28 protein-coding genes are annotated in these 26,180 nt (G+C 64.7%); 15 read left to right on the top strand and 13 right to left on the bottom strand.

The features are described from left to right. Positions 1–2 precede the first annotated feature (2 nt). From HG262_RS05060 to HG262_RS05050, 3 genes are all read right to left on the bottom strand, one after another. Positions 3–1,121: a Re/Si-specific NAD(P)(+) transhydrogenase subunit alpha gene (locus HG262_RS05060; protein WP_169270014.1), complete on the bottom strand. Its 1,119-nt coding sequence runs from the start codon at positions 1,119–1,121 to the stop codon at positions 3–5. A gap of 284 nt (positions 1,122–1,405) precedes the next feature. Further along, positions 1,406–2,281: an N-formylglutamate amidohydrolase gene (locus tag HG262_RS05055; RefSeq protein ID WP_169270013.1), complete on the bottom strand. Its 876-nt coding sequence runs from the start codon at positions 2,279–2,281 to the stop codon at positions 1,406–1,408. A 72-nt stretch (positions 2,282–2,353) separates the two neighbouring features. After that, complete coding sequence (locus HG262_RS05050; protein ID WP_169270012.1) at positions 2,354–3,343, bottom strand: tripartite tricarboxylate transporter substrate binding protein; 990 nt, start codon at positions 3,341–3,343, stop codon at positions 2,354–2,356. A gap of 257 nt (positions 3,344–3,600) precedes the next feature. Here HG262_RS05050 and HG262_RS05045 point away from each other — a divergent pair, with 257 nt between their 5' ends. From HG262_RS05045 to HG262_RS05035, 3 genes are all read left to right on the top strand, one after another. Further along, positions 3,601–4,527, top strand: coding sequence for a LysR substrate-binding domain-containing protein (locus HG262_RS05045; RefSeq protein ID WP_035213183.1), 927 nt, complete (start codon positions 3,601–3,603; stop codon positions 4,525–4,527). 7 nt (positions 4,528–4,534) lie between these two features. Beyond that, on the top strand, positions 4,535–5,653 hold the full coding sequence (gene mnmA / locus HG262_RS05040; RefSeq protein ID WP_169270011.1) for a tRNA 2-thiouridine(34) synthase MnmA: 1,119 nt from the start codon (positions 4,535–4,537) through the stop codon (positions 5,651–5,653). Positions 5,654–5,763: 110 nt separating this feature from the next. Then, a complete protein-coding gene (locus tag HG262_RS05035) occupies positions 5,764–6,585 on the top strand; it encodes a sulfite exporter TauE/SafE family protein (RefSeq protein WP_169270010.1) in 822 nt (273 codons plus the stop codon). Between the two features lie 117 nt (positions 6,586–6,702). On the opposite strand, the gene HG262_RS05030 is transcribed toward HG262_RS05035, so the two are convergent. Continuing rightward, positions 6,703–7,314: a glutathione S-transferase gene (locus HG262_RS05030; RefSeq protein WP_169270009.1), complete on the bottom strand. Its 612-nt coding sequence runs from the start codon at positions 7,312–7,314 to the stop codon at positions 6,703–6,705. Positions 7,315–7,475: 161 nt separating this feature from the next. Here HG262_RS05030 and purB point away from each other — a divergent pair, with 161 nt between their 5' ends. Both purB and HG262_RS05020 read left to right on the top strand, forming a co-directional pair. Then, a complete protein-coding gene (purB, locus tag HG262_RS05025) occupies positions 7,476–8,852 on the top strand; it encodes an adenylosuccinate lyase (RefSeq protein WP_169270008.1) in 1,377 nt (458 codons plus the stop codon). 58 nt (positions 8,853–8,910) lie between these two features. Beyond that, positions 8,911–9,369, top strand: a complete 459-nt coding sequence (locus HG262_RS05020; RefSeq protein WP_169270007.1) for a cytochrome c — start codon at positions 8,911–8,913, stop codon at positions 9,367–9,369. Positions 9,370–9,467: 98 nt separating this feature from the next. Here the strand turns inward: HG262_RS05020 and HG262_RS05015 are convergent, their stop codons facing one another. From HG262_RS05015 to HG262_RS05005, 3 genes are all read right to left on the bottom strand, one after another. Further along, positions 9,468–10,160, bottom strand: a complete 693-nt coding sequence (locus HG262_RS05015) for a cytochrome b/b6 domain-containing protein (RefSeq protein ID WP_169270006.1) — start codon at positions 10,158–10,160, stop codon at positions 9,468–9,470. 87 nt (positions 10,161–10,247) lie between these two features. Next, positions 10,248–10,529: a hypothetical protein gene (locus HG262_RS05010; RefSeq protein WP_006224961.1), complete on the bottom strand. Its 282-nt coding sequence runs from the start codon at positions 10,527–10,529 to the stop codon at positions 10,248–10,250. Positions 10,530–11,387: 858 nt separating this feature from the next. After that, positions 11,388–11,747 (bottom strand): hypothetical protein, encoded by a 360-nt coding sequence (locus tag HG262_RS05005; RefSeq protein ID WP_169270005.1) that lies wholly within the window; start codon positions 11,745–11,747, stop codon positions 11,388–11,390. A 113-nt stretch (positions 11,748–11,860) separates the two neighbouring features. On the opposite strand from HG262_RS05005, the gene HG262_RS05000 reads away from it, so the two are divergent. From HG262_RS05000 to HG262_RS04985, 4 genes are all read left to right on the top strand, one after another. Further along, positions 11,861–12,367 (top strand): GNAT family N-acetyltransferase, encoded by a 507-nt coding sequence (locus tag HG262_RS05000; RefSeq protein ID WP_169270004.1) that lies wholly within the window; start codon positions 11,861–11,863, stop codon positions 12,365–12,367. Between the two features lie 193 nt (positions 12,368–12,560). Beyond that, positions 12,561–13,265, top strand: coding sequence for a DUF3053 family protein (locus HG262_RS04995; RefSeq protein ID WP_169270003.1), 705 nt, complete (start codon positions 12,561–12,563; stop codon positions 13,263–13,265). 67 nt (positions 13,266–13,332) lie between these two features. After that, positions 13,333–14,424, top strand: a complete 1,092-nt coding sequence (locus HG262_RS04990) for an AI-2E family transporter (RefSeq protein WP_169270002.1) — start codon at positions 13,333–13,335, stop codon at positions 14,422–14,424. A gap of 130 nt (positions 14,425–14,554) precedes the next feature. After that, on the top strand, positions 14,555–14,776 hold the full coding sequence (locus tag HG262_RS04985; protein WP_169270001.1) for a hypothetical protein: 222 nt from the start codon (positions 14,555–14,557) through the stop codon (positions 14,774–14,776). A 1-nt stretch (position 14,777) separates the two neighbouring features. On the opposite strand, the gene HG262_RS04980 is transcribed toward HG262_RS04985, so the two are convergent. Continuing rightward, positions 14,778–16,640, bottom strand: a complete 1,863-nt coding sequence (locus HG262_RS04980) for a DUF4153 domain-containing protein (protein ID WP_169270000.1) — start codon at positions 16,638–16,640, stop codon at positions 14,778–14,780. Between the two features lie 184 nt (positions 16,641–16,824). Here HG262_RS04980 and HG262_RS04975 point away from each other — a divergent pair, with 184 nt between their 5' ends. Beyond that, positions 16,825–18,399, top strand: a complete 1,575-nt coding sequence (locus HG262_RS04975) for a sensor domain-containing diguanylate cyclase (protein ID WP_169269999.1) — start codon at positions 16,825–16,827, stop codon at positions 18,397–18,399. Between the two features lie 31 nt (positions 18,400–18,430). Here HG262_RS04975 and HG262_RS30945 read toward each other — a convergent pair whose 3' ends face one another. Next, a complete protein-coding gene (locus HG262_RS30945) occupies positions 18,431–18,577 on the bottom strand; it encodes a hypothetical protein (protein ID WP_248293243.1) in 147 nt (48 codons plus the stop codon). Between the two features lie 280 nt (positions 18,578–18,857). On the opposite strand from HG262_RS30945, the gene yddG reads away from it, so the two are divergent. Continuing rightward, positions 18,858–19,766: an aromatic amino acid DMT transporter YddG gene (gene yddG / locus HG262_RS04965; RefSeq protein ID WP_169269997.1), complete on the top strand. Its 909-nt coding sequence runs from the start codon at positions 18,858–18,860 to the stop codon at positions 19,764–19,766. Between the two features lie 30 nt (positions 19,767–19,796). On the opposite strand, the gene HG262_RS04960 is transcribed toward yddG, so the two are convergent. After that, positions 19,797–19,988 (bottom strand): hypothetical protein, encoded by a 192-nt coding sequence (locus HG262_RS04960; protein WP_105558470.1) that lies wholly within the window; start codon positions 19,986–19,988, stop codon positions 19,797–19,799. 260 nt (positions 19,989–20,248) lie between these two features. On the opposite strand from HG262_RS04960, the gene HG262_RS04955 reads away from it, so the two are divergent. The 3 genes from HG262_RS04955 to HG262_RS04945 all read left to right on the top strand — a co-directional run bounded on the left by HG262_RS04955 (position 20,249) and on the right by HG262_RS04945 (position 21,919). Further along, the gene (locus HG262_RS04955; protein ID WP_169269996.1) at positions 20,249–20,500 is read left to right on the top strand and encodes a hypothetical protein; all 252 of its coding nucleotides are present in this window, start codon (positions 20,249–20,251) and stop codon (positions 20,498–20,500) included. Positions 20,501–20,632: 132 nt separating this feature from the next. Then, positions 20,633–20,803 (top strand): hypothetical protein, encoded by a 171-nt coding sequence (locus HG262_RS04950; RefSeq protein WP_169269995.1) that lies wholly within the window; start codon positions 20,633–20,635, stop codon positions 20,801–20,803. A gap of 201 nt (positions 20,804–21,004) precedes the next feature. Then, a complete protein-coding gene (locus tag HG262_RS04945) occupies positions 21,005–21,919 on the top strand; it encodes a hypothetical protein (RefSeq protein WP_169269994.1) in 915 nt (304 codons plus the stop codon). A 143-nt stretch (positions 21,920–22,062) separates the two neighbouring features. Here the strand turns inward: HG262_RS04945 and HG262_RS04940 are convergent, their stop codons facing one another. Then, positions 22,063–22,614: an OmpA family protein gene (locus HG262_RS04940; RefSeq protein WP_169269993.1), complete on the bottom strand. Its 552-nt coding sequence runs from the start codon at positions 22,612–22,614 to the stop codon at positions 22,063–22,065. A 147-nt stretch (positions 22,615–22,761) separates the two neighbouring features. Here HG262_RS04940 and HG262_RS04935 point away from each other — a divergent pair, with 147 nt between their 5' ends. Continuing rightward, a complete protein-coding gene (locus HG262_RS04935; RefSeq protein ID WP_169269992.1) occupies positions 22,762–23,844 on the top strand; it encodes an AraC family transcriptional regulator in 1,083 nt (360 codons plus the stop codon). Between the two features lie 55 nt (positions 23,845–23,899). On the opposite strand, the gene HG262_RS04930 is transcribed toward HG262_RS04935, so the two are convergent. Together HG262_RS04930 and HG262_RS04925 are read right to left on the bottom strand one after the other, a co-directional pair. Beyond that, positions 23,900–24,706 (bottom strand): hypothetical protein, encoded by an 807-nt coding sequence (locus tag HG262_RS04930; protein WP_169269991.1) that lies wholly within the window; start codon positions 24,704–24,706, stop codon positions 23,900–23,902. A 22-nt stretch (positions 24,707–24,728) separates the two neighbouring features. After that, positions 24,729–26,171 (bottom strand): DUF1254 domain-containing protein, encoded by a 1,443-nt coding sequence (locus HG262_RS04925; RefSeq protein WP_169269990.1) that lies wholly within the window; start codon positions 26,169–26,171, stop codon positions 24,729–24,731. Positions 26,172–26,180 lie beyond the last annotated feature (9 nt).

Raw genomic sequence — 26,180 nt, 5'->3', positions numbered from 1 at the left:
GTTCAGGTCCTCCGCGTCACATTGCCGCCTTCGCACACCAGGCAGGCCGCCACGATTTCATCGTCGCGCTGGATCGCCAGCGCGCCGTCCGCATTGATGATGAGCTTCAGGAAGTCCTGGATGTTGCGCGCATACAGCGCGGATGCATCCGTGGCCACCAGGCCGGGCAGGTTGGTCAGCCCGATGATCGTCACGCCGTGCTTTTCCACGACAAGGCCTTTTTCGGACAGGGGGCAATTGCCGCCGCGTTCGACAGCCAGGTCGACGATCACCGAGCCGGGCTTCATGGCCGCCACGGTTTCGGCGGACACCAGCGTGGGGGCGGGACGGCCGGGGATCAGGGCGGTGGTGATGACGAGGTCCGCCTGCTTGCAGCGCTCGGACACCAGCGCCGCCTGCCGCGCCATCCAGCTGGGCGGCATGGCGCGCGCGTAGCCGCCCGTGCCTTGGGCGATCTCGCGCTCCTCGTCTGTCTCGAACGGCACGTCGATGAACTTGGCGCCCAGCGATTCCACCTGTTCGCGCGCGGCGGGGCGCACGTCGGATGCTTCGACCACCGCGCCCAGGCGCTTGGCCGTGGCGATGGCCTGCAAGCCGGCGACCCCCGTGCCCAGCACGACGGCACGCGCGGCTTTCAAGGTGCCTGCCGCGGTCATCATCATGGGGATCAGGCGGCCGTAGTGGTGCGCGGCCAGCAGCACGGCCTTGTAGCCCGCCAGGTTGGCCTGGGACGACAACACGTCCAGGCTTTGGGCGCGCGTGATGCGCGGCGCGGCCTCAAGCGCGAACCCGATCAGTCCCGCGCCGGCCATCTGCGCCAGGCCTTCGGCGTCGAACGGATCGAGCATGCCGACCACGACCGTGCCGGGCTTCATGTGGGGCAATTCGGAGGTAGAGGGGGCGCGAACCTTCATGACCAATTCGGCGCCCAGGGCATCCTGGGCGGAACCGAGCGTCGCGCCCGCGGCCTCGTAGGCGTCATCCAGATAGCGGGCGGCAGTGCCTGCGCCACGCTCCACGACGACGGTGTGTTTGCCGCCCACGTACTTCTTGACGGTTTCTGGTGTTGCTGCGACACGGGTTTCCCCGTCTCGGGTTTCTCTTGGTATCCCGATGTGCATCGACGCCTCTCCTCGAAGGTTCGCCGTAGTATAGGCCCCCACGCGACTCTCGTTTCACTCGTTTGCTGCCACCCGAGGGGGCTGGCCCGCCTTGGGGCGGCCCGGCGGCGGGCCGGCAATTCTTCTGCGGACCGGCGGGGGCGGAGATCGCTTCTTTTGGCTGGCGTAATCGTCCGCTCAAAAAAAAGCCCCATGGCGAACCATGGGGCTCGGGTCTCTCAACCCACTTGCTCCGGCCAGTCTTACCACGCCGCTGGCCGGCACTTGCTCGCAAACGTCCGGCGTCAGGCCGTTTGCGCGCGAGTCCAGTTGATCAGCGCGGCGGTGAGCTCGCGCAGATCGGCCTTCAGGCGGCCATAGTTTTCCGTCGGACGCAGCGTGACTTCGTCCATATACAGCTTGCGGTTGATTTCGATCTGCAAGCTGTGGCGGTCTTCTTCCGGGCGGCCGAAGGCGCGCACCAGTTCCACGCCCTTGTAGGGATCGTTCACCGTCACGTTGTAGCCGCGCTCGCGCAGCCACGCCGCGATGAATTCGCGGAAGGCCGGGTCGCTGGTGCTGCCGTCGCGGTCGCCCAGCACGAAGTCGGGGTGGACCAGGCCGGGGCGGTCGGTGGCAAAGGCGCCGGCGACGCTGGGCATCGAGTGGCAGTTGATGTGCCAGACTTTGCCGAACTTCTTGTGGGCGGCGTCCAGCACCTGGCCCAGCGCGGCGTGATAGGGCTTCCAGCAGGCGTCGATGCGGTGCCGGACTTCTTCGACCGTCAGCTTGCGGTTGTAGAGCGGGGTGCCGTCGTCCAGCATGCGCCAGATCAGGCCCTTGCCCAGCTTGACCTTGGGCGAAGCGTTGATGGCGTCGGGCCAGGCCGTGTCCAGCAGCAGTTCGTCGATCTCGTCGGGCGCGCGGTTGGCGTCGATGTAGGCGCGCGGAAAGCCGGCGGCGATCATCGGCACGCCCATTTCCATGGCGTCGCCCCACAGGTCGTCAACCCAGGTGTCCTCGGCAGTGCGCAGTGCGCCAAAGTCCACCGCGGCCGCGAAATCGGGAGGGTAGGCGGTGCCGCTGTGCGGGGAGTCCAGCACAAGCGGGGCCGAGGTTTCCGAATCCGGATATTGCTGCGGAAGGTCGAGCCGGTAAGACAGGGGTTGGGTAATTCGCATAGTGGGGTATTGCGTTCGTGAATCGGAGGCCCCCGGCCGCGCGAGCTTGCGCGGCCGGGGGCCGAAGACCGCTTAGTCGATCTTCACGTTGGCTTCTTTGGCGATGCGCTTGTTCTTGGCGATTTCCGCCGAGATCTGCTTGGCAAAGTCGGCCGAGCTGTTGGCGGCCGGTTCGGCGCCCAGCGCTTCCAGGCGCGTCTTGACGTCGGCTTCGGCGCTGACCTTCTGCACCGCTGCGTTCAGCTTGGCCAGAATGGGTTCCGGCAGCTTGGCCGGGGCGACCAGGCCGAACCAGGACGCGTCGTTCACGGCCGGCAGGCCGGCTTCGGCGAACGTGGGCACGTCGGGCAGGCTGGCGACGCGCTTGGGCGCGGCAACCGCCATGGCGATCAGGCGGCCGGACTGCACGTGCGGCAGGGTCGAGGGCAGGTTGTCATACATGACGTCAACCTGGCCGGCCAGCGCGTCGTTCAGCGCCGGGCCCACGCCACGGTAAGGCACGTGCATCAAATCGGTGCCCGAGGCCATCTTGAACAGCTCGCCCATCATGTGCGAGACCGAACCGTTGCCGGCCGACGCGTAGGTCAGTTTGCCCGGCTGACTCTTGGCCAGCTTGATGAAGTCGGCGATGTTCTTGGCCGGCACCTTCGGATTGATCGTCATGATGTTCGGCACGGCGGCCAGGTTCGAGATGGGCGTGAAGTCGCGCTCACCATCGAACGGCAGGTTCGGGTAGATGGCCGGGTTGATGCCGTGCGTGCTGACGGTGGCGATGCCCAGGACATAGCCGTCCGGCGCGCTGCTGGCGACGAAGGCGCTGCCGATCGAGCCGCCGGCGCCGCCGCGGTTTTCCACCACGACGGTCTGGCCCAGTTCCTTGCCCAGCTTGTCCGCGAACAGGCGGCCGACGATGTCGGTGGTGCCGCCGGGCGGGAAGGGGACGATCAGGCGGATGGGCTTGCTCGGATACGCGTCTTCAGCGTGCGCGATGCCCGAGGTCAGCGGCATGGCCAGGGTCGCGGCAGCGACACACAGGCCCAGTACTACATTACGGCGTTGCATGGATTCCCCTAATAAATGGAAAGCGGATGCGCAAAGGCAGACGCAAACGCAACGATTCTTTCCTGGCGAGGCGGTTTGCGCAAACGAAAGTTTCTCCGTAAGCTATGACTTTTTTTCATGCCTCTCTTGGGCCAGCATCGTTGGAACGTTACTTTTATGTAACTTTCTTGTTGCTTTTCAATGGGCCGGAGGCAGCGGGGATCATCCCCGGTCAAGCCCCGCTGGGGCAGGAGCCCCACGCTTCGTGGGGGCTACACATGCGACGTTTCTGTCCCTCATTAACGGATCTACAGGCATTCGAGGTCGCGGCGCGCCATAGCAGCTTCACGCGTGCGGCCCAGGAATTGTGCGTGACGCAGGGCGCGGTCAGTAAACAGGTGAAACATCTGGAAGAGTTCGTCGGCGTCGAGCTATTCCTGCGGATCAGGCAAGGCCTGGTCCTGACCGAAGCCGGCCGCAGCTATCTGACCAAGATCCAGGCGGGCCTGGGCCAGATCGAAGCCGCCACGGTGGAGCTGATCGCGCACCAGGGCCAGGGCGGCACGCTGAATCTGACCTGTATGCCGACCTTCGGCGCACGCTGGCTGATCCCGCGCCTGACGGCCTTCATGCGCCTGCGTCCGGACATCCATGTGGAGTTCCTGCCGCACCGCCAGGGCTACGACTTTTCGACGCCTGAACTGGATGCCGCCGTGCGCTTCGGCGAAGGCCTGTGGCCCGGCAGCGGCTCGGATTACATCGTCGGCCGCGAAATCGTGCCCGTCTGCAGTCCGCGGCTGATCCCGGGCGGCTGTCCATCGCCCGAAGCCTTGTTGGCGTATCCGCTGCTGCACCATACGTCGGCGCTGGAAGGCTGGCGCGACTGGTTCGAGCAGGCCGGCTGTGACACGCGGCGCAGCCTGGAAGGGGCCCGCTTTGATCAATACGCGCTGCTGTCCCAGGCGGCCGCCGCCGGCTTCGGCGTGGCGCTGATCCCGCGTTGCCTGATCGAAGACGAATTGCGCGACGGCAAGCTGGCCGTCGCCATCCAATTGCCCATCCGCGCGCGCATGGGCTATTACCTGTGCTATCCCGAGCAGAAGGCCAACCTGCCCACCTTGCAGGCTTTCCGGGCCTGGCTGATGGAAGTGTCGCGAGCGGCGGAGCCGCAGCCGCGGGAAGACGCGCTGTCCGAACTAAAATGATTGCATCATGAGTCAAATATCCACCAAGAAGAACCGTGTCGTGGTCGGCATGTCGGGCGGGGTCGATTCGTCGGTCACCGCGTGGCTGCTGAAGCAGCAGGGCTATGACGTCGTCGGCCTGTTCATGAAGAACTGGGAAGACGACGACGATTCCGAATACTGTTCGACCCGCCAGGATCTGCTGGACGCGGCCAGCGTGGCCGACCTGGTTGGCGTGGACTTCGAGTTCGTCAACTTCGCTGCCGAATACAAGGACCGCGTGTTCGCGGAGTTCCTGCGCGAGTATTCCGCCGGTCGCACGCCTAACCCGGACGTGCTGTGCAATGCCGAGATCAAGTTCAAGGCCTTCCTGGACCACGCGATGGCACTCGGCGCCGAGCATATCGCCACCGGCCACTACGCGCGGGTGCGCGAGGTGCCGGCCGAGGGCGGCGGCACGCAGTTCCAGTTGCTCAAGGCGCTGGATGCGTCCAAGGACCAGAGCTACTTCCTGCACCGGCTGAACCAGGCGCAGCTGTCGCGCACCCTGTTCCCGCTGGGCGAGATCCACAAGACCGAAGTCCGGCGCATCGCGCACGAGATCGGCCTGCACAACGCCGCCAAGAAGGATTCCACGGGGATCTGCTTCATCGGTGAGCGTCCGTTCCGCGAATTCCTGAATCGCTACCTGCCCACCGAACCCGGTCCGATCCTGACGCCGGAAGGGCAGAAGGTGGGGCGCCACGAAGGCTTGTCTTTCTACACGCTGGGCCAGCGCAAGGGCTTGGGCGTGGGCGGCGTGAAGGGGCGCCAGCGCGAGGACGGCACGGCCGAAGCCTGGTACGTGGCGCGCAAGGACCTGGAGCGCAACATCCTGTACGTGGTGCAGGGGCACGACCACCCCTGGCTGTTGTCTGGCCAGTTGCAGGCACAGGACGCCAGTTGGGTGGCGGGGCATCCGCCGGCCATCGCCGGTTACGGCGCCAAGACTCGCTATCGCCAGGCCGACGCGGCCTGTCGTTTGGACCGGGCCGAAGGCGACACCTTCGCGCTGGATTTCGCCGAGCCGCAATGGGCTGTCACGCCCGGCCAGTCGGCCGTGCTTTACGATGGCGAGGTTTGCCTGGGCGGCGGGATCATCCTGTAATGCACGCGGGTCCGTCCTGATCGGACCCCGACAAGGCCCCGCGGGCGCGACGCCGGCGGGGCCTTCGCTCATGACAAGCAAGAAGCCGAACAATAAAAGAGGAGACGGTTGTGGATGTGACGATGGTGATGTGCCTGCTGGTGCTGGGCGCGGTGGTGGGGTTTGCGGCGGGGCTGCTGGGCATCGGTGGCGGGATGTTGCTGGTGCCCTTCCTGACGATGCTGTTTGCCTGGCAGGGCATGCCGCCCGAACTGGTCGTGCACGCCGCGATCGCGACGTCAATGACGTCCATCCTGTTCACCTCCGTATCCAGCGTCAGGGCGCACCAGCAGAAGGGCACGATCAAGTGGCCCATCGTGTGGGCGATGGCGCCGGGCATCATCCTGGGCGGGCTGCTGTCGGGCGGGGCCGTCTTCGCGGCGCTCAGCACGCTGTGGCTGTCGCTGTTCTTCGCGCTGTTCGTGGGCTATTCCGGCTGGAGCATGTTGCGCAACAAGAAGCCCAAGCCGGCGCGACAGATGCCCGGCGTGGTCGGCACCAGCGCGGCGGGGGCGGGCATCGGCTTCCTGTCCGGCCTGGTCGGCGCAGGCGGCGGGTTCCTGTCGGTGCCCTTCATGGTCTGGTGCAACGTGGCCCTGCACAACGCGGTGTCGACCTCGGCGGCTCTGGGCTTTCCCATCGCGCTGGCCAACAGCGTCGGCTATGTGGTGTCCGGCCTGAACGAAGGGACGTCGCGCCCGGGCATGCTGGGCTACATCTATTGGCCCGCCCTGGTGGCGCTGGTATGCACCAGCGTGCTCACGGCGCCGCTGGGTGCGCGCATGGCGCACCGTCTGCCTGTGCAGACCTTGAAGCGCGTGTTTGCCTGCCTGCTGTTCGCGCTGGCCGCCTACATGCTGTTCAAGGCCTGGCAGACGTTCGCCGCGCAATAAGGCGGCGTTTTCGGACACGGAAATGCAAACCGGCCGCATTGGCGGCCGGTATTCAGACGCCCCTGCTGGATGGGGCGTGTGCGACGGCCCGTGGGAACGGGCCGTCCGGGACCGCCCTCAGGCGGTCTTGGGGATCGTATCGATGAACGATTGCCGCTGCGACAGCTTGTCGTACAGGCGGGCAAGGTTCAGGTGGTTGACGCGCCAATCGAGCGAGGCGAAGCGCAGATCCAAGTAGCCCAGCGCACAGCCGACGGCGATATCCGCCAGGCTGTAGTTGATGCCCATGCAGTGGGCGTTGTCGCCCAGGCTCTTGTTCATGGCATCCAGGCTTGCGTGGATTTTGCTGTACTGGCGCTCGATCCATTCGGGGCTGCGTTGCGCCTCGGGACGCTGGTTTTCCTTCACGATGGCCACGCAAGCGTCCAGGAGGCCATCAGCGATGGCTTCCCAGCATTTGACGGCTGCACGGTCGCGGCCCGGCTGCGGAATCAGGCGGGCGACAGGAGACAAGGTGTCCAGGTATTCGACGATGACGCGCGAATCAAACAGCGCGCCGCCGTCTTCCATGACCAGGCAGGGCACCTTGCCGAGCGGGTTGTACGTTTGGATCTGCGTGTCGGCGGACCAGACGTTTTCGAGTTCAAGCCGGTAGTCCAGCTTTTTCTCGGCCATGACGATACGCACCTTGCGTACGTATGGACTGGTAAGCGAGCCGATCAGTTTCATGGAGTCACAAGCGGAGTCGAAAAGCGGCCGAAGTATAGCAGGCCGGATGAGCGCCCAACCGTCCGCTGGCCGGAATCTTCGCCAGTTTGCCACAATGTTGCATTCCCCCGGATGATAAAATCGTCGGGTTTTCCCATCCGTAGCCATTTCTTCTTCAGACCATGCAAATCGCCGATCAATTGAGCCAACTTAATGCCCTTTCGCCATTGGATGGCCGTTACGCTTCCCGGGGCGACGCGCTGCGCGGTCTGCTGTCCGAGGCCGGCTTCATGGCGCACCGCGTCGAAGTCGAGGTGGCGTGGCTGGTCGCCCTGTCCGACGCGGGCCTGCCCGAGCTGCCCGCATTCTCCGCGGCCGCCCGCCAGCGCCTGCAGCAGCTGGTGCAGGATTTCTCGGAATCCGACGCTGCCCGCATCAAGGACATCGAGCGCGTCACCAACCATGACGTGAAGGCCGTCGAGTACTGGCTGAAGGAAAAAGTGGCCGATGACGCCGAACTGGCCGCCGCCGCCGAGTTCATCCACTTCGCCTGCACGTCCGAAGATATCAACAACACCTCGCACGCGCTGATGCTGTCGCGTGCCCGCGACCAGGTCGTGGTGCCGCGCCTGCGCGAGCTGGCCGCCAAGCTGAACGATTTGGCCGTGGCCCAGGCCGACCAGCCGATGCTGTCGCGCACGCACGGCCAGCCGGCCAGCCCGACGACGCTGGGCAAGGAATTCGCCAACGTCGCCGCGCGCCTGAACCGAGCCATCGCTGCCGTCGAGGCGGTCGAGCCCCTGGCCAAGTTGAACGGCGCCACCGGCAACTACAACGCCCACCTGTCGGCGTACCCGGAAATCGACTGGCCCGCCTTCAGCCAGCGCGTGTTGGCCGGCCTGGGCCTGACCCAGAACCGCCACACCATCCAGATCGAGCCGCATGACTGGATGTCCGCCCTGTTCGACGCCATCACGCGCGCCAACATCATCGTGCTGGACCTGGACCGCGACGTCTGGGGCTACGTGGCGCTGGGCTATTTCAAGCAGCGCCTGAAGGACGGCGAGGTCGGTTCGTCGACCATGCCGCACAAGGTCAACCCGATCGACTTCGAAAACTCCGAAGGCAACCTGGGCCTGGCGAACGCCGTGCTGCGCCATCTGGCCGACAAGCTGCCGATCTCCCGTTGGCAGCGCGACCTGACCGACTCCACCGTCTTGCGCAATCTGGGTGTGGGCCTGGGCTACTGCCTGGTCGCATGGGACGCGTGCATGCGCGGCTTGGGCAAGCTGGAAGTCAATACGGCCGCGATCGATGCCGATATCGATGCGTGCTGGGAAGTGCTGGCCGAGCCGGTGCAGACCGTCATGCGCCGCTATGGCCTGCCGCAGCCCTACGAACAGCTCAAAGCTTTGACGCGGGGCAAGGGCATTACCGAGGAAGCGCTGCGAGAATTCATCCAGGGTCTGGCGCTGCCGGATGAGCCCAAGGCCCGCTTGCTGGCGATGACCCCGCGTTCGTACATCGGACTGGCTGCAGAGTTGGCCCGGGCGGTATAGTCGCCATGCCGCGCGCGCCATGCGCGCGGCACTGTTGTTGTCCTTACGGGAGATTGCAATGAAGAAGTTGTCCACGCTTGTCGCGTTGGCCTGTATGACGGTGGGGCCGTTGTTGGCGACCTCCGCCTCGGCGCAGTTCGCCAAGCCGGAAGACGCGGTCAAGTACCGCCAGTCGGCATTGACGCTGATGGCTTCGCACTTCGGCCGCATGACGCCGGTGGTCAAAGGCCAGGCGCCATACGACGCCGCGCAGATCAAGGCCAACGTCGAAGTGCTGAAGACGCTGTCCGGGCTGCCGTGGGCGGCTTTCGGTCCGGGAACGGAAGGCGGCGACGCCCGCCCTGAAATCTGGAGCGATGCGGCCGGCTTCAAGCAGAAGCAGCAAGCCTTCCAGGACAATATCGTGAAGCTGTCGGCCGCGGCCGATGCGGGCGACCTGGACAAGCTGCGTGCGGCCTTCGGCGACGTGGGCGCAAGCTGCAAGGCTTGCCACGATTCCTACCGCAAGAAGAAGTAAGGCGAGGGTTGTCTGCGGACGGCCGGATCGCTGAGTGAAAAAGCCCTTCGGCTATGTCGAAGGGCTTTTTTTTGGTTCATCCCGGGGCTGCGGGCGGGTCAGGAAAAGGACATGTCCGCGACCACTTCCAGCGATTGGATCCACAGCACGAGGGCCGTCACGCAGGCTCCCAGCAGCAGCGCGCGCAGCCACACGGCCAGGCCGTCCTGGGCGGGCGGCGTGCCGGCGGGCAGGTCCTTGGCATCGACATCCCCGGTGATGATGGCGCGCACCATGCGCTTGCGGTGCACCGCGGCGTACCACGCGACGGCCAGCAGGTGCAGCGCGATCAGGCCGATGATGACCCATTCGTTGAGCTTGTGCCACGACGTCATGAGGGCGGCGGTGGCTTCGCTGACATGGCCGAACAGGGGCCCTTGCGTCATGATGTCGTCGGTGGTGAACAGGCCGCTGGTGGCCTGAAAGCCGATGACCAGCAGCAGCGCCAGCACCGATAGCGCGCCCAGCGGGTTATGGCCGGCGGGGGCGGCGGCGCCCTTCAGGTAGCGGGCCACGGCGGCGGGTCCGCGCACGAACTGGCTGAAGCGGGCGTAGCGCGGGCCGATGATGCCCCAAAGCACCCGGAAGAGAATCAAGCCCAGCGCCGTACAGCCGAAGCGCACGTGCCAGTCCATGTACAGGCCGCCCAGCTTCACGCTGACGAACGCACCGACGATACAGGCGACAAGCGCCCAGTGGAAGAGGCGGGTGGGAAGATCCCAGATGCGGATCGCTTGCCGGTTGTTCTGCATGGTTTTGCTGTCTGGACGGATTGCTTGCGAATTTATCACGCGCAAAAAGCAATCGCCGCGCATGACGCGCGGCGATTTTGGCCTGGATCAGTGCGTGGTGCGACGCACGGGTTCGATGCGGTGCACGTGCTCGTGGCGGAAGCGGATGCGCTGGCCGGGTACCTTCTGCGTGGACGAGCCGCAAGGCACGACTTCCGTCGTGTAGGTGGTCGTGCCGTCGATCGGCGCGTTGAAAATGACCGTCGCGCGGATGGCGGGGCCGTTGGTCGGCTGCAGGTAGACGATGTCGCCGATATGGATCGGGGTGTTGTCCAGCGTCGTGTGAGCCGGGCGTCGGATCAGGTCCGAAGTCGTGAAGCGAGTATTCATGGTGTTTGTTCTCTTAGGTTCTAGTTATTAGAAAGCTGCGGGTTGTCATGCCGCGCATGATGTGGACGTAACAAAAGCGCCTCGCATCGTGGTCGTTCGCCATGTCCGGCCGGGTTGATTCGGACAGGCATGCATGACATTACCGCATTAGTGTTGCCGTCCCTTTGCGCATTCTCATATTTTTGCGTGCGCGGGTAACGGTTTAATGCCGCTGTTTGATGCCGCCCGTCAGTCCAGAACGGCATCGGTTCGGGCCAGGTGGCGTGCATGTTCGGTGCATGCGCTCTTTAGGCCTGAGGGGCCGCGCAGAGTGGGTTGGCTCTGGCGGTTGCTGTGCGGTTTCCGTCGTTGGGTCGACGTGCGCCGCAGCGTGAGTTTGGTGCTTCTGGCCAATCCGGACTGCCGGTTTGGCGAAGGTGCTATCGGCGGCTTCGAGGCTGCTTGCGTCGGTTCCCGCCCATCAGGTGCAGTACCTGGGCGTTGATCGATTCAGCACGGTGGCCGCAATGGCCGTCGCTGCATTCGGAGCTGCTTTGATTGTGGAAGTTGCGCGGGTATGGCGCGACTTTCGGGGGCGGAACCGGGATTTGCGTTTTGGCGTTGTGGGTTTTCGCAAATCGGATCGGAATCCGAGTGGCCCATCAGTAGTGAATGACAGCGGTCAATGACGTTTGGTCATCAGTGCTGATTTGGTCATCCGTGCTGAGGCAGGCCGGTAATTCTTGTAGTGATCTTCTTGCAGTGATCTTTATCTTGCCACGTTTGGCGGCTATAGAAAGACCTCAACCATCGATATTATCGCGGGCAGATCAGTTTTGCAAGTCTTTTTTGAAAAGGGGCGCATGGCCCCGGGCCTCGTCAGTGCTGGGCGGGGCGGGCCTGGCGCTGGGCTTCGATGATCAGGCCCTCCAGGCGCGCAGACATGCGCAGTGCCACCTGCGCGCCCATCGTGCCGTCCGGCTGGCGTTCCGTTTCCAGCGCCAGGCCGATGCGTTCGCCATCGAACGCTTCAGGGGCCGCTTTGATGTCGACATAGCGCGAAAGCAGCGCGTCGACGGCTTTCTGGGCATCCGCCAGGGCTTCATCCGACAACTGGCCGTGTCCCAGGTATTGATTCACGAGGCGTGCCAGATCGTCCATGAAGAACAGCAGGGCGGCCGCGCCGCGGCAATCGGGCTGGGTGAACCCCCAGGAGGCGGAAGTAGCGTTGTGAGTCATTGTTGAGGCAAAGCCAGTGTTGCGGGCGGCCGATAGCACGGCCGGAAGTCGCATTTTAAGGGATCGGGCAGGCGGGCGCCCATGCGTTCACATGGTGCATACTTGCCTCCCTCATGATCCGACTCGCCCGACCCTCCGATCTGGCCAGCCTGGCCGATATTGAACGCTCCGCCGCAGCGCGGTTCCGTGGCACCGCCGTGGCGTGGGCCGCCGACGGCGATACGCTGCCCTGGGACGAACTGGCGGTGGCGCAGTCGGCCGGCCTGCTGTGGGTGGCGCAACCCGATGCCGAGGTGCGCGGATTTGCATTGGCGCAGCCGATGGGTGGAGATTTGTTCCTGGCCGAGATGTCCGTGACATTGGCCTGGCAGGGGCAGGGTCTGGGCCGCGCCCTGTTGGGGGCGGTGTTGGCACATGCGCGGGCGGCGGGCGGATACGGGGCGGTGCTGCTGACCACCGACCGGGAACTGCCATGGAATGCGCCGTTTTACCGGCGGCAGGGCTTCGTGGCGCTGACGCCGCCATTTTCCCCTCTGCTGCACGCGCGGCTCCAGGCGGAGGCGGATGCCGGTTTCGATACCGCGCGGCGGTGCGCGATGGCTTGTTGGCTGGGCGCATGACAGCCCGAACGGATCCGCGCCCGGCGCGGCCTGTGTCAACTCGCTTCGATCGCAACAAAATCCGCTCGCGGGTGGTGGCTGGACGACGCTTCGGGATAATCTGCCCACGTGCGCCGGCCGTCGCCGGGGCGGCTGCTTCAATCCGGGGCCTTCAATCCCGCAACATCAACCCCTGATAGCAAGGAGGATACGCATGTCACCATGGCGAGCCTGCCTGACGGGCCTGGCGATGGCTTCAATGCTGATCACGACGGCCTGCGTCAATAAAGAGCCCCAGGAGCGCGTGGCGTTCATCCAATTGCTGCAAGCTCGGGTGAGCAGCGACGCGCTGTTGCCGATCGGCGCGCTTGGCGAGTCCGAGAAAGCCGCGATTGGCGACTACGCCGATGCGTACGAGGTCATTACCGGCTTTCAGAAAGAGATGGCCGAGGCCGCCGCCCCGTTGCGCGAAGTGCTGGCGGTGGAGGCGATCCGCTCGGTGGGCGAGATCGTCGACCGCAAGGCCGGCTTCGAGGCGGCCCGCAAAACCTTGGCGGACAGCGCCGGCAAGCTTCACGATGCGCGCGCCAAGGCCGACCGCGCTCGGGCCGCGATGACGTTGCCGCCGGACCTGGCACCGGTCTATGGCGGCGTCTACGACGAAGCCGTGACGGCGCCCGCCGCCGAATTGATGCAGGCGGCGACGCGCATGGATTCCGTGGCGCGCGATGCCGTGGGCGTGGCGGATTTCGTGGCCGCCAACGCCGCGGACATCCAACTGGTGGACGGCCAGGCGCGCGTGGCGACGCTGACGCTTCAGCAGCAATTGAATCTGCGCTTGCAGGGGCTGAATGCGCAGTCGGATGGTTTGGCGCAGGCGCGCGAGACTGTCCTGCGGGCCGTGGGGCTTGGGGCCTGAATCCACCGCGAGGCTGGCGCTTTGTACAATGCGGGTCTCGCGGCGTTCGCCGTGCCTGGAACGGAATATGAGCCAATCATCCAGCTTGCACTACAGAACCTTTCTGCTCCTGCTCGTGGTGGTCACCATCGCGTTCGGCTGGCTCCTGTGGCCTTTCTACGGCGCTGTTTTCTGGGGCGCCATCCTTGCCATCATCTTCGCGCCCCTGCAGCGCCGGCTGGTCGCGCGCATTGGCGGACGGCGCAATCTGGGCGCGCTGATCACTTTGCTGCTGGTCCTGCTGCTGGTCATCCTGCCGCTGGTCGCCATCAGCGGTTCGCTGGTGAACGAAGGCGCGAACCTGTACCAGAGCATCAAGTCGGGCGAGCTGAACTTTGGCGCTTACTTCCAGCAGGCGATGGCCGCGTTGCCGCCGACGGTGCATGACATGCTGGCGCGTTTCGATCTGGCCGACATCCCCAGCCTGCAGCAAAAACTCAGCGCGGGCGCGATGCAGGCGAGCCAGTTCCTGGCGACCCAGGCGCTGAACATCGGGCAGGACACCTTCCAGTTCGTGATCAGCTTCGGCATCATGCTCTACCTGCTGTTCTTCCTGTTGCGCGACGGGCCGCAACTGACGGCACGCCTGAAGCGCGCGATGCCGCTGAGCAACGCGCACAAGCAGCACCTGTTCCGCAAGTTCACCACCGTCGTGCGCGCCACCGTCAAGGGCAATATCGCGGTGGCGGCGGCGCAAGGCGCGCTGGGCGGAATCATCTTTTCTATCCTGTCGATCCAGGGCGCGCTGCTGTGGGGCGTGATCATGGGCTTCCTGTCGCTGCTGCCCGCGATCGGCGCCGGCCTGATCTGGGCGCCGGTCGCGATCTACTTCCTGCTGACGGGAGCCGTGGTCAAGGGGGCAGTGCTGATCGCGTTCGGCGTCCTAGTCATCGGCATGGTGGACAACGTGCTGCGTCCGATCCTGGTGGGCAAGGACACCAAGATGCCCGACTACGTGGTGCTGATCTCCACGTTGGGCGGCATGGCCTTGTTCGGCCTGAACGGCTTTGTGATCGGCCCGCTGATTGCCGCGTTGTTCATGGCGTGCTGGGACCTTTTTTCTCCCGCTTCCGAAGAGCTGCTGGGCAATGCGCCAGAGGGTCTGCCACCCGGGGAGTAAGACGCACGGGCGCCGCGCAAGGTTGGCCGCAAGCCATCCGCGCGCGCCGCGCCGGGTGTATGGTGTAGCAGCGTCGGCCTTTCCCGGCCGGCCTTTCGTGTCGACTTCGCCAATCAGGAGCGTGTTGCATATGGAATGGAAACTGCATCGATCGGGCTGGATCGAAGAGCGCAATTTCGATATCGAGTTCGCCGAAACCCCCGAAGGCTTTCACGTCCGGGTCCGCATTTTCGGATTTCCGGTGCTGGAAGACACCAAGCATGTGTTCCCCAACGAGGCGTTGGCGGAGAAGGGCGCGCTGACGCTGCTGAAGAGTCAGTTTTCGGGCACCCCCGATTTGGAAGAACGGTAGCTCAGCGCAGCCGCAACAGGTTGTCGCCGATCATCAGGTCGCGTTCCGGCCGGGGCCGGGTGCGCACGAGGCCCAGTTCCAACGCTTGCCGGATATCCACGACGCCGGTCGCGTCCTCCATGGGCTGCTCAAAGCTCTCCGCCTGCAGCCGGCCCACCTGGCTCCACGCCTGCCCTTCGAAGGCGTAGACGATCAACCGCTCCCTGCGGTCGGGTGCGTCGTTTTTCGGCGCGAGGTACAGGATGATCTCGTCCTGGCCGTCTCCGGTCAGGTCGGCGAAGACCAACCGGCACGGCTGGCCGGCCGCCTCGTCCAGGATGGCAGGAGCCGCCGGGGGCGCACACCTCCTTGCCAGCACCGGAGACGTCGCGCGCAGCGCGTGCCACCACGCTCCGGGGACCTCGCGTCCAATCGGGGTGGTGCCGAATGCGGGTACGGCGACGGGCGGGGGATCGGTCGCCGGCGGCTGGCTGGCGGCGGGTCCGGCATCATTCCAGCTGAAGTAGCTGCCTTTCAGGGCGTCGGCGGCGGCCAGGGCAATGCGCGGGTCCCGCGCATTGGCCGCGCCGTCTGCCAGCTGTTGCAAGGCGTCGCGGCCCCAACGGCCGTATTCCCGGCCCATGGCGTAGAAGCTGAACCTTTCCGGATCCAGCCGTCCGTCGATCATGCGCCGCAGTTGGCTTTCCGCCGTCAGCCGCAGGGGATTGGCGACCGGCGTATTGACCGCCATCAGTACCCCCAGGGTGGCGAAGGCCGCGATCAGATTGGTGGCGCCCAGCACGAAGCCGTCTCGCCCGGGCCGCAGCGCAGCCCAGGCGTAGCCCGCCCCATACAGCACCAGCACCATGCTGCTGACGACACCCCAGACCCGCAAGACCGTCCACCCGTATTGCTCTACCCGCACAACGGCGCCGTACAGGGCCACGGCGGCCAGCGGCAACAGGCACGCCATCGCCACGCGCAGCAACGTCGACAGGCGCGGACCGAAGGGGGCGGCCTCGGGGCTGTCTTGCCAAGCGGCGTTGATGAACTTGATCCACACCAGGCAGAACGCGATCAGCGCGCCCGCCGAAAGCTGGACGGCCTGCAGTCCCAGCGCCATCCGCGCAGCCAGCGCCAGCGTGAACGCCAGCCCCACCAGCGTGACCAGCGGCAGCAGCCAGGCGTTCAGCGTCAGCCAGGAGCGTTGCAGCGTGTCGGTCAATTGCGGGCGGCGGCGCACCCCTACCAGGCAGGCGGCCAGCACCATCGGCCAGACGGCAAGCCGGAAGCAGGCGTCATCGACGATGGCGCGGACGGCCTTGATGCCGATCATGGCGAACATGGCGCCCGCCGCGGTCAGCAACAGGCAGACCGCCGAGGCCAGGCACACGGCCAGCGTCAGATGAACCGCATTGCGCCACGCGGCGCGGAACACGGCGGGGTAGTCCCATTGCGGCTTCCCGGCATCCAATGCCTGAATCAGCGGCAACAGGATGAAGCCCGCGGTGCCGGTCAACAAGAGCGCCAGGGCCAGGTCATTGCCCGGCGGCCATCCGCCCAGTTCGTTGGGCGCCGTACCGTTCGCGGACGTCAGGCCGTAGGCCGTCAGGGCGGGCAGGATCAGTCCATATGCCATCAACGCCGCCAGCCAGCGCCTGCCGCCGCGCATGCCCGACAGCAGGGCACCTGCCACCGGCGCCAGCACCACCCATTGCAGCCAGAAAGCCAGGGCGAACGGATGGCCCCATGGCCAGGCGCGGGCCGCCATCAACGCGTAGAGGGCCAGGCCGGACAGGGCGGCGATGGCGCCGTAGGTCAGCACAGTTTTGTCGGATGCCGCCAGCGCATTGGGGGCGACGGGTTTGGGGGACGGTTTGGTCATGGCGGCGATAGTAGCAATCTGTCGTCAACGCGGATGACCAGGCGTATCCATCTGTCAGGAAGTCGTCGCGTGGCCGAAAATTTCGGAGTAAATTGGGGACGCGGAGCACATCGCGCCTGAAGGCGCGGCAGCGCCGTGGAAGACATATTCAAGGGGGGGCGCATGAGACCAAGGGGGGGAGGCGATGGCTGACGGCGAAAGCCTGGCTGGCGCGAAGGCTCGCCCGAAGCACCGGTATTCCATGCGAACCGGCTTGCTTGCACTTGTCTTCACCTGTATTTCGCCGGCGCTGGTCGTGGCGTCGGTGGCAGTGTATGAAAGCTATGTCATCCAGAAAGAGCGCATCTTTCGCGACACGATCTTCCTGGCCCGCAACCTGACCGCGATCCTCGATCGCGAATTGACCGGCGTCGAGGCGGGCGTGCAGATGCTGGCCTCTTCGCCCGATCTGATCAGCGGCGACCTGGCGAGTTTCCATCAGCGCGCGCGGGAATCGGTGCGATTCCAGATCGTGGACAGCTATGTCCTGACCGACCGCGACGGCAGGCAGATCATCAATACGCTGGTGCCGTATGGCACCCCCTTGCCGCTTAGCGGCGCGCCGCAGGACTTGAACCGGGTGTTCGAGACGCGCGCGCCAGTGTTGAGCAGCCTGTTCACGGGCGGCGTCAGCAAAAGGCCGATGATCGCGCTGGGCGTGCCGGTGGTGCGCGGCGATACGGTCGTCTACAGCCTGAACGTGGGTCTGTCGCCCAGCCGCATCGGCAGCGCATTGGGCCGCCGGGCGCTTCCGGACGGTTGGGTGGCGGCGGTGCTGGACAGCTCGGGGACCATCGTCGCCCGCACGCGCGACGCCACCAAGTTCGTCGGGCAGAAGGCGGTGTCTTCGCTTGCACAAGCGGTGATGCAGGAAAGCGAGGGCGCGCTGGAGACCACCACCAAGGAAGGCACGCCTGTCTACACCGCGTTCAGCCGGTCGGCGCTATCGGGTTGGACAGTCGCCGCCGGCGCGCCCATGACCCTGCTGACGACGGACCTGTACCGTTCCATCGCTTGGCTGGCGCTGGGCTCCTTGTTCGCGTTTGGCCTCGGGTTGTGGCTGGCCTTGCGCCTGGCCAGCCGCCTGACCTCGGCGGTGCAGGGCCTGGTTGGCCCGGCGCTGGCGTTGGGCGAAGGCCGAACCGTCGAGTTGCCGGCCACCCGCGTGAAAGAGGCGCAGGAAGTCGGTACGGCATTGTTGCAGGCCTCGCGGATGTTGGCGCATGCCCAGCACCTGGCGCATTACGACCCGTTGACGGGGCTGTGCAACCGGGTGCTGTTCGGCGAATTGATCCTGCGTGAATTGGCGGTGGCCCAGCGCAGCGGAGAGTCCTTTGCGATCCTGGCGATTGACCTGGATGGCTTCAAAGCCGTCAACGACCTGCACGGCCACGCCGCCGGCGATACGGTGCTGAAAGAAGCCGCTGACCGCATGGCGCGCGCGATCCGGGTGTCCGACGTGGCGGCCCGCTTGGGCGGAGACGAATTCGCCGTGCTGCTGATGGGCGTGGGCAAGGAAAACGCCCAGATCGTGGCCGAGGCGCTGGTCGAGAGCCTGTCCTTGCCCTACCCGAGTATCCGTGTCGCGGTGTCGGCCAGCGTGGGCATCGCCGTTTATCCCCAGTCGGGGATCACCATGTTGCAACTGCTGGAACGTGCCGATGTGGCGCTGTACAAGGCCAAGGGGCAGGGCAAACGGCGGGTCGCATCCGATCTGTGAGGTGGCGCGGCTCCAGGGGGCACAAGCCCGGTCAGGCCGGGGGCGGCGCCTGCTGGGGCGCCAGGGCCGTCAGCACTTCCCCTGATTTCAGGCGATACCGCTTATCGCCCAAGGCGATGACGCGTTCCCCTTCCGACGTTCGCAGGATGTAGCGTGTGGAGAAGGGCGGCGGGTTCATGGTTCCCGGGTCATCCGCCTGCAAGAAGACTTCAATCCGATAAAGCCTGCCCGACTCCGTGCTGGCAAGCACATCGCTCAATCTACGTATGGAAATGGCCATGCGGGTGCTACTCCCTCTTATTCATTGTTTCAGTGGGTGTATCGCTTGTTGGCATGGATATTCCCCCATGCCGGCCGATTACTACGTTTAACGCCTGGTATTCGCTACACTTGCCCGCCTGACGCCGCGCCTGGCCCGCAGGCAAGGCGGCGCGCAGCAAAGAGCAAGCGGAACGGTAATGCAAATTTCCCCCGGCCGGAATACGGCCACTATCCTAGGTTTACTGGCGATCCTGCTGTGGGGCACGGTTGTCGGCCTGATTCGCAGCGTCAGCGAGAGCTTCGGCGCCATCGGCGGCGCCGCGCTTATTTATACGGTCGGTTCGATTTTCCTGGTGTGCTTGCTGGGTTTACCGAAATTACGCAGTTTCCCCCGGCGTTATCTTGTCGTGGGCAGTCTGTTGTTCGTCGCCTACGAAATTTGCCTGTCGCTGTCCCTGGGCTTTGCCCTGGATCGCGGACAGGCCATCGAGCTTGGCATCGTCAACTATCTCTGGCCCTGCCTGACGGTGGTGCTGGCGATGATCATCAACGGTCAGCGTGCCAACGCGTGGGTCGTGCCGGGGATTGTGCTGTCGGTATGTGGCATCGTCTGGGTCGTGGGCGGGGCGGGCGGTCTGTCATGGGAACGCACCCTGGCCAACGTGTCGAGCAACCCCCTGAGTTATGGATTGGCGTTCAGTGGCGCCATTATCTGGGCCGTTTATTGCAACGTGACAAAGCGGTACGCCGACGGCAAGAATGGCGTCGCGCTATTTTTCATGCTGACTGCGGCTGCGTTGTGGACCCAGTACGGCTTCAGTGCCGAGCCGGCGCTGACATTCACTGGGGCCGCCACGGTCGAACTCTGCGTGACGGGCGGCGCGATGGCGGCCGGCTACGCGTTGTGGAACGTGGGAATACTGAAAGGCAACCTGACCTTGCTGGCCACGGCGTCCTACTTCACACCCGTGCTTTCCACCTTCTTCGCAGCCGTGTGGCTGTCGACCCGCCTGTCCCCCCCGTTCTGGCAGGGCGTGGCGATGGTCACCGCCGGTTCATTGTTGTGCTGGGCGGCGACACGAGGCAAACCGGCGCGGGGCGGGTAGCCCTGGCGGAACGCCACGAAAGCGGTGGCGTCAGTCGATCAGCATGGTCTGGGCGACGGCGTAGCCCAGCGGGATCAACAAGAGCGAAGCAAAGGTGGAACTGACAATCGCCGCCGAAATCTTCAGCCAGGGCTCAGGCCCTGCGCTTTGAATCGTTTGAATCACCAACGCGACGATACCCATAACCATCAAACAGCTGATAACTACTGCTACATAAGTCATGTTGTCTCCGTCCTCGCCTGATTAAAGGGGTGCGGCGCCGCTTGTGCGGTCTATATGTTTGTACTGATTGTGCGCCTGTATTGGCGGCATGCACCCTAGGGTTTTCCTGGCAGAAACCGCGCGATGTGGCGTTTTTGCCGCGGGGTGTGCAGCATGAAATCATGTGCATCCGCAGCATTTCGAACGGCGTTCGGTGCATTGCCGGTGATCGGCGGCTTTGCGCTACGATGAGGGCACCCCATTACTGAAAAGGCTGCCAGATGCCGCATAGATTGCGTCCCGGCACGCGTGCCACGCTGCAGGTCAGGCAACTGATGCCCGGCGAATTCGCGTGGATCATCACCTTGCTTGATCCCGCGTCCGGCAATGTGCATAGCACCAATTATTCCGAGAGACGCTATGGGAGCCAGGACGAAGCGTCCGCCGCCGGCAAGGTGGCCGTGATGGCATTTCTTGGGAGCGATGGCAGTAATGGCGTGGAACTGCCGAAGGAGAGCAAGGCCCAACCTTGAGCCCGCGCTGCCGGATACCGTTAAAAAGCCCTCGCAAGAGGGCTTTTTTACGTCAAGCGTCGTGTCCGCCACGCAGCGGGAACGCCAATTGCTGTCAGGGGGGCGGCGCGATTGGCGCCGGAGGAGCACACCATGACCCCAACCCCGCATCGAGAACCCGGCCTGCCCGACGACCTGCCGCCCGACGACCCCTCGCTACCCGGCAACCTGCCGCCCGACGATCCGCTGCCGGATCCGAACCAGCCGCCCGACGACCCGCCCGTGCCCGATCCGCGCATGCCGGGCGCCATCGACCTGGCCTGAGCGCCCGCGTCGACGTAATGCAATGACAACCATGAGGAGTCCGATATGCGTTCCATCCTGCTGTGGCTGATAGGTGTGCCCATTCCCATCATCATCCTGCTGGCGCTTTTCTGGCATTGACGTGCCTGCGGTTTTCCGCAACGGAAACGGTCCGGGCGTGGCCTGCGGCCGCCGGGACAAAACAATCAACAAGGAATCACCATGGAAAACGCATCTTCATTGAGCCAGCCCTACGGCGGCGCCGTGCCTCCCCATGAATCGGCCCTCTCGGCGGTATCCTGGGCTGCCGTGTTCGCGGGCGCGGTGATCGCCGCCGCGCTGTCGCTGGCGTTGTTCGCCGGTGGCACCGGGCTGGGCTTCCTGTCGGTGTCGCCTTGGGCCGACGAAGGGATGTCGGCGCCAGCGGTCGGCATCGGCATCATCGGGTGGATGCTGTTCACGCAGATCGTGTCCTACGGCATCGGCGGTTATGTGGCCGGGCGCCTGCGCACGAAATGGGTGGACGTGCATTCGGACGAGGTCTATTTCCGCGACACGGCACACGGCTTCCTGGTGTGGGCGCTGAGTGCGGTGGTCAGCGCCGCGTTGCTGGGATCCGCGATCGCCACGGTGGTGTCCGGCGCGGCCAAGACCGGTGCGACGGTGGCGGCCGGGGCGGGGGCAGCGGTGACGGCAACAGCTGCGGCCGGCGCAAGCGGCGGCGGCATGGGTCAGGCCACGGAATACCTGACCGACACGCTGCTGCGCTCGGACCGGCCAGAGGCAGTAAGCGGCGACCGCAACGCCGCCCGCGCGGAAGTGGGCCGCATCGTGGCGGTGAGCCTGAGCCGTGGCGACATGGCGCCTGAAGACCGGGACTATGTGGTGAAGGTGGTGGCCGCCCAAACCGGCACGGAACCCGCCGTGGCCCAGCGCCGCGTCGAGCAGGCGATCGCCAATGCCAAGAAAGCGGCGGAAGACGCCAAGCAAAAGGCCAAGGAAGCTGCCGACAAGGCCCGCAAGGCCGCGGCCGCCTTTGCGCTGTGGGGCTTCGCATCCATGCTGATCGGCGCCTTTGTCGCGAGCCTGTCGGCAACCTGGGGCGGCAAGCGCCGCGACATGCCGCGCCGGGTGTAATGCCGGCGCCATCGGCTACGGCGGCTCGCCGTGGCCGATGGCGCCCCGCCCCGGCTTGGATGTTGTTGTGCGGAGTGGGCAGCCGGGAATGGCCAGGTCGGTTGCCCGGCCGGCCCTTTGATATCCCTGCTGATGACGAGGGATCAGAGACGGCCGGCCGTTGTTATCACGATTTCCACGCGCCGGTTCTTGGCCCTTCCGTCGGGTGTCGAGTTGCTGGCCACTGGCCGGGCCTCGCCAAACCCCTGCGCTGAGATCGTGTTGGACGGCACACCCTTGGAAGTCAGGTAGCGCGCCACATTGTCGGCACGGGCCGAGGACAGCTCGAGATTGGAGGGAAAGTGTGCCCTCAACGCCGAACCGATAGGCTCGTCATCGGTGAAGCCCTGAACGATGACCTGCTTGCCCGGCAGGTTCGAGAGCGCGGGAGCGATCTTGGCCAGCGTTTGCTCGCCTTTCGGACTAAGCGTCCAACCGCCTTCGGGGAACAGGATCTCGTTCACCATCGTCACTTTCAATTCGTTCTGGAGTTGCGTGATCTCCGCACGGTCACCGCTCAGTTCGGTCGAGAGCTTTTTATTGAGGGCGGCGTATTCGGCCGCCATCTGCGCTTCTTTGTCGTAGGTCTGCTTCGTTACACAACCCGAGACCACCAACACCGCCCAGAGCACCAAAGAAATTTTGTGAAGCTTCATTTTTGTCCTCCGCCAGGGTGTAAGCCATCAGAACGAGATCTCGCCTCGTTCTGCCATGTGTAATATCAAAAAGGTATGTCACACCTCACTCTGCGAGGCGGCAGGCGCCTGCAGATTCTCGCAACTACAGGCGCAGAATAGGCACAAGTGAATAACGTCACCACTCATATGACGCCAATGCCGGGGTGGTCGGAAAGAAATTCCGGCCTGCATGTTCCTCCGGTGAAATCAGTCATGGCATTGGCGGGGGTGTCCCGACTGGTCAGGGATGCTTTTGGGGACCGAATCCTGCGGCAGGCTAAGCAGGCGGTGATGCTGGACATCGAGATGATCGAGCACCGGGAGTGCTTCATCCCTCAGATCCTTGTGACCGAATTCCTTTGGGAAATCGAAAGGCGCGCCAAGGACGCCAATCTGGGATTGCTGGCGGCACCGCACCTTTCAATGAAGAGCTACGGCCGTTGGGGCGCGTACGTCTTGGCCGCCGATAGCCTGGGCGAGGCGCTGGCCCGGGCCGCGTCATCCCTGAGCTGCCACAGCACGGGCGACCGGATGCAGATGACGATCGAGGGGCTTGTCGCAAGGATCAGCTTTATCACTGCCACGCGGGGCAGGCGCGGCTACTTGCATGTCGCCATCGGCACTGCGGCTGTCGTGCTCAGCGTCTTGCGCGCATACCTGGGGGCGGGCTTTCTTCCCTACCGAATCGAACTGGATGTTTCCCGCCCACCGTCCGGTACTCCCTTCGAGGATACGTTCCTCTGTCCGGTCGTGTTCGACGCTCCGGCCGTATCGGTCTGCATCGACGTCGGTCTGCTAACGCACGCCGCGCGCGCGTCCGCTCCATCCTCGCTCATCACGATCGAAGACGTGACGCGAGCACAGTCGGATCCGCTCGGCGTGAGCAGCTACCTGGGTGTCGTTGTCTCGCATATCCGCGCCCAGGTCGAGGCCGGTGGGCTGTCTATTGACAGCACCGCCAGAGCGATGGGCACCAGCGTGCGAACGCTGCAGCGGTCGTTGCGGCGCGACAACGGCGTCGATTTTCGCGAGCTTGCGAACGTGGTGCGCCTGCGACGAGCCGAAGAGCTGCTACGCGGGACTAGCGTGTCGATTACACAGATCGCCATGGACTTTGGCTACTCGTCGCCGGCGAACTTCTCGCGTGCTTTCAGGAAAGGGTGCGGGCTGGCGCCGCATGAGTATCGGCAGAAACTGCTTACGAAATAGCGTTGTTGCGAGCGGTGCATCGGACCGGCAGTGAACGGGCCTCGGTGTCGGACCATCAGAACCTTATCGTCAAGCCCGCCATCGGCCCTTGCAGCACCGCATCGAACTTGAAGTCTCCCCGGCTGTAATCCACTCCCACCGCACGATAGCCGATAGCCGCCGAGACGCTCTTGCTGAAGTTGTAGCCCAGGCCCAGCCCCACGTCCCAATCTGCCTCGGCCCCCCCGGCGCCGACGAGCCCCCAGCCGGTTATATAGACCTTCGGACTCAGATTGTAGTTGCCCCGTACTCCCACCAGCGCATCCACCCACGTGGCGCCATCGCTGCGCTTGCGGCCATCCAGGAACGCGCCCTTCAAGGTGACTCCCGTATCCACCGACCAGACGCGTAGTCCTGCCACGACGTCCAACTGGTGCGGTGAATTCTCCAGCACGGAGTAGCCCACGCCAAGCAGCCCCGCAAAAGTCGAAGTCGTCACGTCCGCGCTGGTGGCCAGGAGGCCGCGCGGCGTGTCGCCCTGAGAGCCGATCTTGGTATAGATCATGTCCCCAAATATGCTGTAGCGACCCTTGCGCGCGTCGCCGATGAGCATGGCGCCGAAGTCGAGATCGTCGAACAGCTTGTCAAAGCCCGCGTGGATGTCGATGACCGGAGTTCGGGCCTGAGACAGCTTGCCGGACAGTCCGGCCGCCCAGAAATAGGGCGTTATCGAGAACGCCCATTCCTCTTGGGGGGACGCCGACGTGGCAAGCGTCGGGGTACGAGTGCTGGCACCCGTAGAGGTCCCTTCGCCATCGCCCGCCGCGCTGGGCCCAGCGTAAGCGATCCCGCAGATCAGGCAGCTCAAGATCTTCTTTTTCATTCGCGGTCATCTGTCGTTTGGATTAGGTGACCCGCCTTACCGGCGGTACGGTCCATGATCCGTTGATGATTGAAGGATCGCTCTCATTGGGCCAGTAAAGCCGCATCATCAGAATGAACTTGCCCTTGGGCGCGGGCAGCCAGTTCGACTCCAAATCGGGGCCGGGCGATTCATTTTGTATGAGCAGGTCGATCGACCCATCCCCCTTCGCCTTCAGGGGCTGGCGGGCGCTGAGGGAATAGCGGTTCAGCGGGTTATCGACGAAGAAGTAGTCGGCGTCGTACATGGTCAGGGACCAGAACCCTGAAACGGGAGGCGTCAGCCCCTTCCTGAACGTCAGTACGTACTTCTCCCCCCCGTCGTATGCACGCTTGATCGGACCATTGTCGGACCGGAGCGAGGTCGGGTAGACGGCGTCCTGGGGGCGGTTGGCACCCAGCCCGATGGCGGTGATCAGGGCACGCTGGATGTAGTTGGTGCCGTAGATTCCTGTTTTGGTGGTGAAGCCCCAACCGTCGGTCTCCTGGATATCGCCATCGCTGTCCTTGAAGTGGCCCATGATCCGTCCGAACGCGGCCGGCGGAACGCGCTTGGCAAGGTCGGCATCGAATTTTTGCTTGTCGAAGTCCTTGCCGGGCACGATGCCAATTGATGCCAGCCGCTCCAGCATGGGCGCATCGGCCGCCGGCGGCGGGTTGCGCTTGAGCAGATCGGAGAAAAGCGCGAAATACTCCACCGCGTCCATCCGGTTGACCTGCTCGCGCACGGACATCTTCATATCGATGGCCGGGTCGACCTTGCCTTTGGGCGGCTGCCATTCCTTACCCCAGGCGCTCAGCGGGCACAGTTTCACTTCATCCTGAAGCTTGTGAACCCTCGCGTAGTCTTCCTGGGTGCCCGAGCAGTAAATGCGGCCCAGTAGCCAGACGATGCTGGTGGGCGATTTGTACTGAACCATGCCCTGCGGCACCGTACCTTCCCAGTGCGGCCCGGTCACGACGAATGTCTGCGCACCTGTGCCGGTGGTGCGCTTGCCGGGCACGTCGAACACGGTGGTCCACCCGTCCAGCATCGGAAACAGCGCATACCGGTCCTGCATGTCCGGCAGACTCACCACCCAAGGCTCGTCCCCCACGTCGAAGAATGCGGTGGTGTACAGGGTGTCGGCATTAGGCGCTGTCACGTCGCGGAACTTGGCGTCCGGATATTGCCGCAGTTTGATCAGGTGTCCCATGGGCGCCCGAGTGCCTTGTGGCGCCTCGACGTTGGTGATGACTCTTCTGGTCATCTCCATTGTGACGAGGGGATAGGCGTAAACATAGGCATCTATCGCCGACGTGTACTGGTCTTCCGCCTCGGGAAAATCCGCGACGAGACCATCGGCGGCGCGCGCCGCCGCGGGCAGCGAGCCGGCCGCCAGCAAGGCGATCCCCGCTGTGTTGAACTTTCGACGTGATAGCTTCATTCGAATGCT

It is taken from the genome of Achromobacter sp. Bel (genome assembly GCF_012928505.1).
Taxonomy (GTDB): Bacteria; Pseudomonadota; Gammaproteobacteria; order Burkholderiales; family Burkholderiaceae_B; genus Achromobacter.
This window is presented reverse-complemented; position numbering and strand designations above follow the sequence as displayed.

What these genes read in the sequence shown, in the direction of transcription:
- HG262_RS05060 (WP_169270014.1), bottom strand. Translation starts at nt 1,121, where the DNA reads ATGCACATCGGGATACCAAGAGAAACCCGAGACGGGGAAACCCGTGTC.
- HG262_RS05055 (WP_169270013.1), bottom strand. Translation starts at nt 2,281, where the DNA reads ATGCGAATTACCCAACCCCTGTCTTACCGGCTCGACCTTCCGCAGCAA.
- HG262_RS05050 (WP_169270012.1), bottom strand. Translation starts at nt 3,343, where the DNA reads ATGCAACGCCGTAATGTAGTACTGGGCCTGTGTGTCGCTGCCGCGACC.
- HG262_RS05045 (WP_035213183.1), top strand. Translation starts at nt 3,601, where the DNA reads ATGCGACGTTTCTGTCCCTCATTAACGGATCTACAGGCATTCGAGGTC.
- mnmA (WP_169270011.1), top strand. Translation starts at nt 4,535, where the DNA reads ATGAGTCAAATATCCACCAAGAAGAACCGTGTCGTGGTCGGCATGTCG.
- HG262_RS05030 (WP_169270009.1), bottom strand. Translation starts at nt 7,314, where the DNA reads ATGAAACTGATCGGCTCGCTTACCAGTCCATACGTACGCAAGGTGCGT.
- purB (WP_169270008.1), top strand. Translation starts at nt 7,476, where the DNA reads ATGCAAATCGCCGATCAATTGAGCCAACTTAATGCCCTTTCGCCATTG.
- HG262_RS05020 (WP_169270007.1), top strand. Translation starts at nt 8,911, where the DNA reads ATGAAGAAGTTGTCCACGCTTGTCGCGTTGGCCTGTATGACGGTGGGG.
- HG262_RS05015 (WP_169270006.1), bottom strand. Translation starts at nt 10,160, where the DNA reads ATGCAGAACAACCGGCAAGCGATCCGCATCTGGGATCTTCCCACCCGC.
- HG262_RS05010 (WP_006224961.1), bottom strand. Translation starts at nt 10,529, where the DNA reads ATGAATACTCGCTTCACGACTTCGGACCTGATCCGACGCCCGGCTCAC.
- HG262_RS05005 (WP_169270005.1), bottom strand. Translation starts at nt 11,747, where the DNA reads ATGACTCACAACGCTACTTCCGCCTCCTGGGGGTTCACCCAGCCCGAT.
- HG262_RS05000 (WP_169270004.1), top strand. Translation starts at nt 11,861, where the DNA reads ATGATCCGACTCGCCCGACCCTCCGATCTGGCCAGCCTGGCCGATATT.
- HG262_RS04995 (WP_169270003.1), top strand. Translation starts at nt 12,561, where the DNA reads ATGTCACCATGGCGAGCCTGCCTGACGGGCCTGGCGATGGCTTCAATG.
- HG262_RS04990 (WP_169270002.1), top strand. Translation starts at nt 13,333, where the DNA reads ATGAGCCAATCATCCAGCTTGCACTACAGAACCTTTCTGCTCCTGCTC.
- HG262_RS04985 (WP_169270001.1), top strand. Translation starts at nt 14,555, where the DNA reads ATGGAATGGAAACTGCATCGATCGGGCTGGATCGAAGAGCGCAATTTC.
- HG262_RS04980 (WP_169270000.1), bottom strand. Translation starts at nt 16,640, where the DNA reads ATGACCAAACCGTCCCCCAAACCCGTCGCCCCCAATGCGCTGGCGGCA.
- HG262_RS04975 (WP_169269999.1), top strand. Translation starts at nt 16,825, where the DNA reads ATGGCTGACGGCGAAAGCCTGGCTGGCGCGAAGGCTCGCCCGAAGCAC.
- HG262_RS30945 (WP_248293243.1), bottom strand. Translation starts at nt 18,577, where the DNA reads ATGAACCCGCCGCCCTTCTCCACACGCTACATCCTGCGAACGTCGGAA.
- yddG (WP_169269997.1), top strand. Translation starts at nt 18,858, where the DNA reads ATGCAAATTTCCCCCGGCCGGAATACGGCCACTATCCTAGGTTTACTG.
- HG262_RS04960 (WP_105558470.1), bottom strand. Translation starts at nt 19,988, where the DNA reads ATGACTTATGTAGCAGTAGTTATCAGCTGTTTGATGGTTATGGGTATC.
- HG262_RS04955 (WP_169269996.1), top strand. Translation starts at nt 20,249, where the DNA reads ATGCCGCATAGATTGCGTCCCGGCACGCGTGCCACGCTGCAGGTCAGG.
- HG262_RS04950 (WP_169269995.1), top strand. Translation starts at nt 20,633, where the DNA reads ATGACCCCAACCCCGCATCGAGAACCCGGCCTGCCCGACGACCTGCCG.
- HG262_RS04945 (WP_169269994.1), top strand. Translation starts at nt 21,005, where the DNA reads ATGGAAAACGCATCTTCATTGAGCCAGCCCTACGGCGGCGCCGTGCCT.
- HG262_RS04940 (WP_169269993.1), bottom strand. Translation starts at nt 22,614, where the DNA reads ATGAAGCTTCACAAAATTTCTTTGGTGCTCTGGGCGGTGTTGGTGGTC.
- HG262_RS04930 (WP_169269991.1), bottom strand. Translation starts at nt 24,706, where the DNA reads ATGAAAAAGAAGATCTTGAGCTGCCTGATCTGCGGGATCGCTTACGCT.
- HG262_RS04925 (WP_169269990.1), bottom strand. Translation starts at nt 26,171, where the DNA reads ATGAAGCTATCACGTCGAAAGTTCAACACAGCGGGGATCGCCTTGCTG.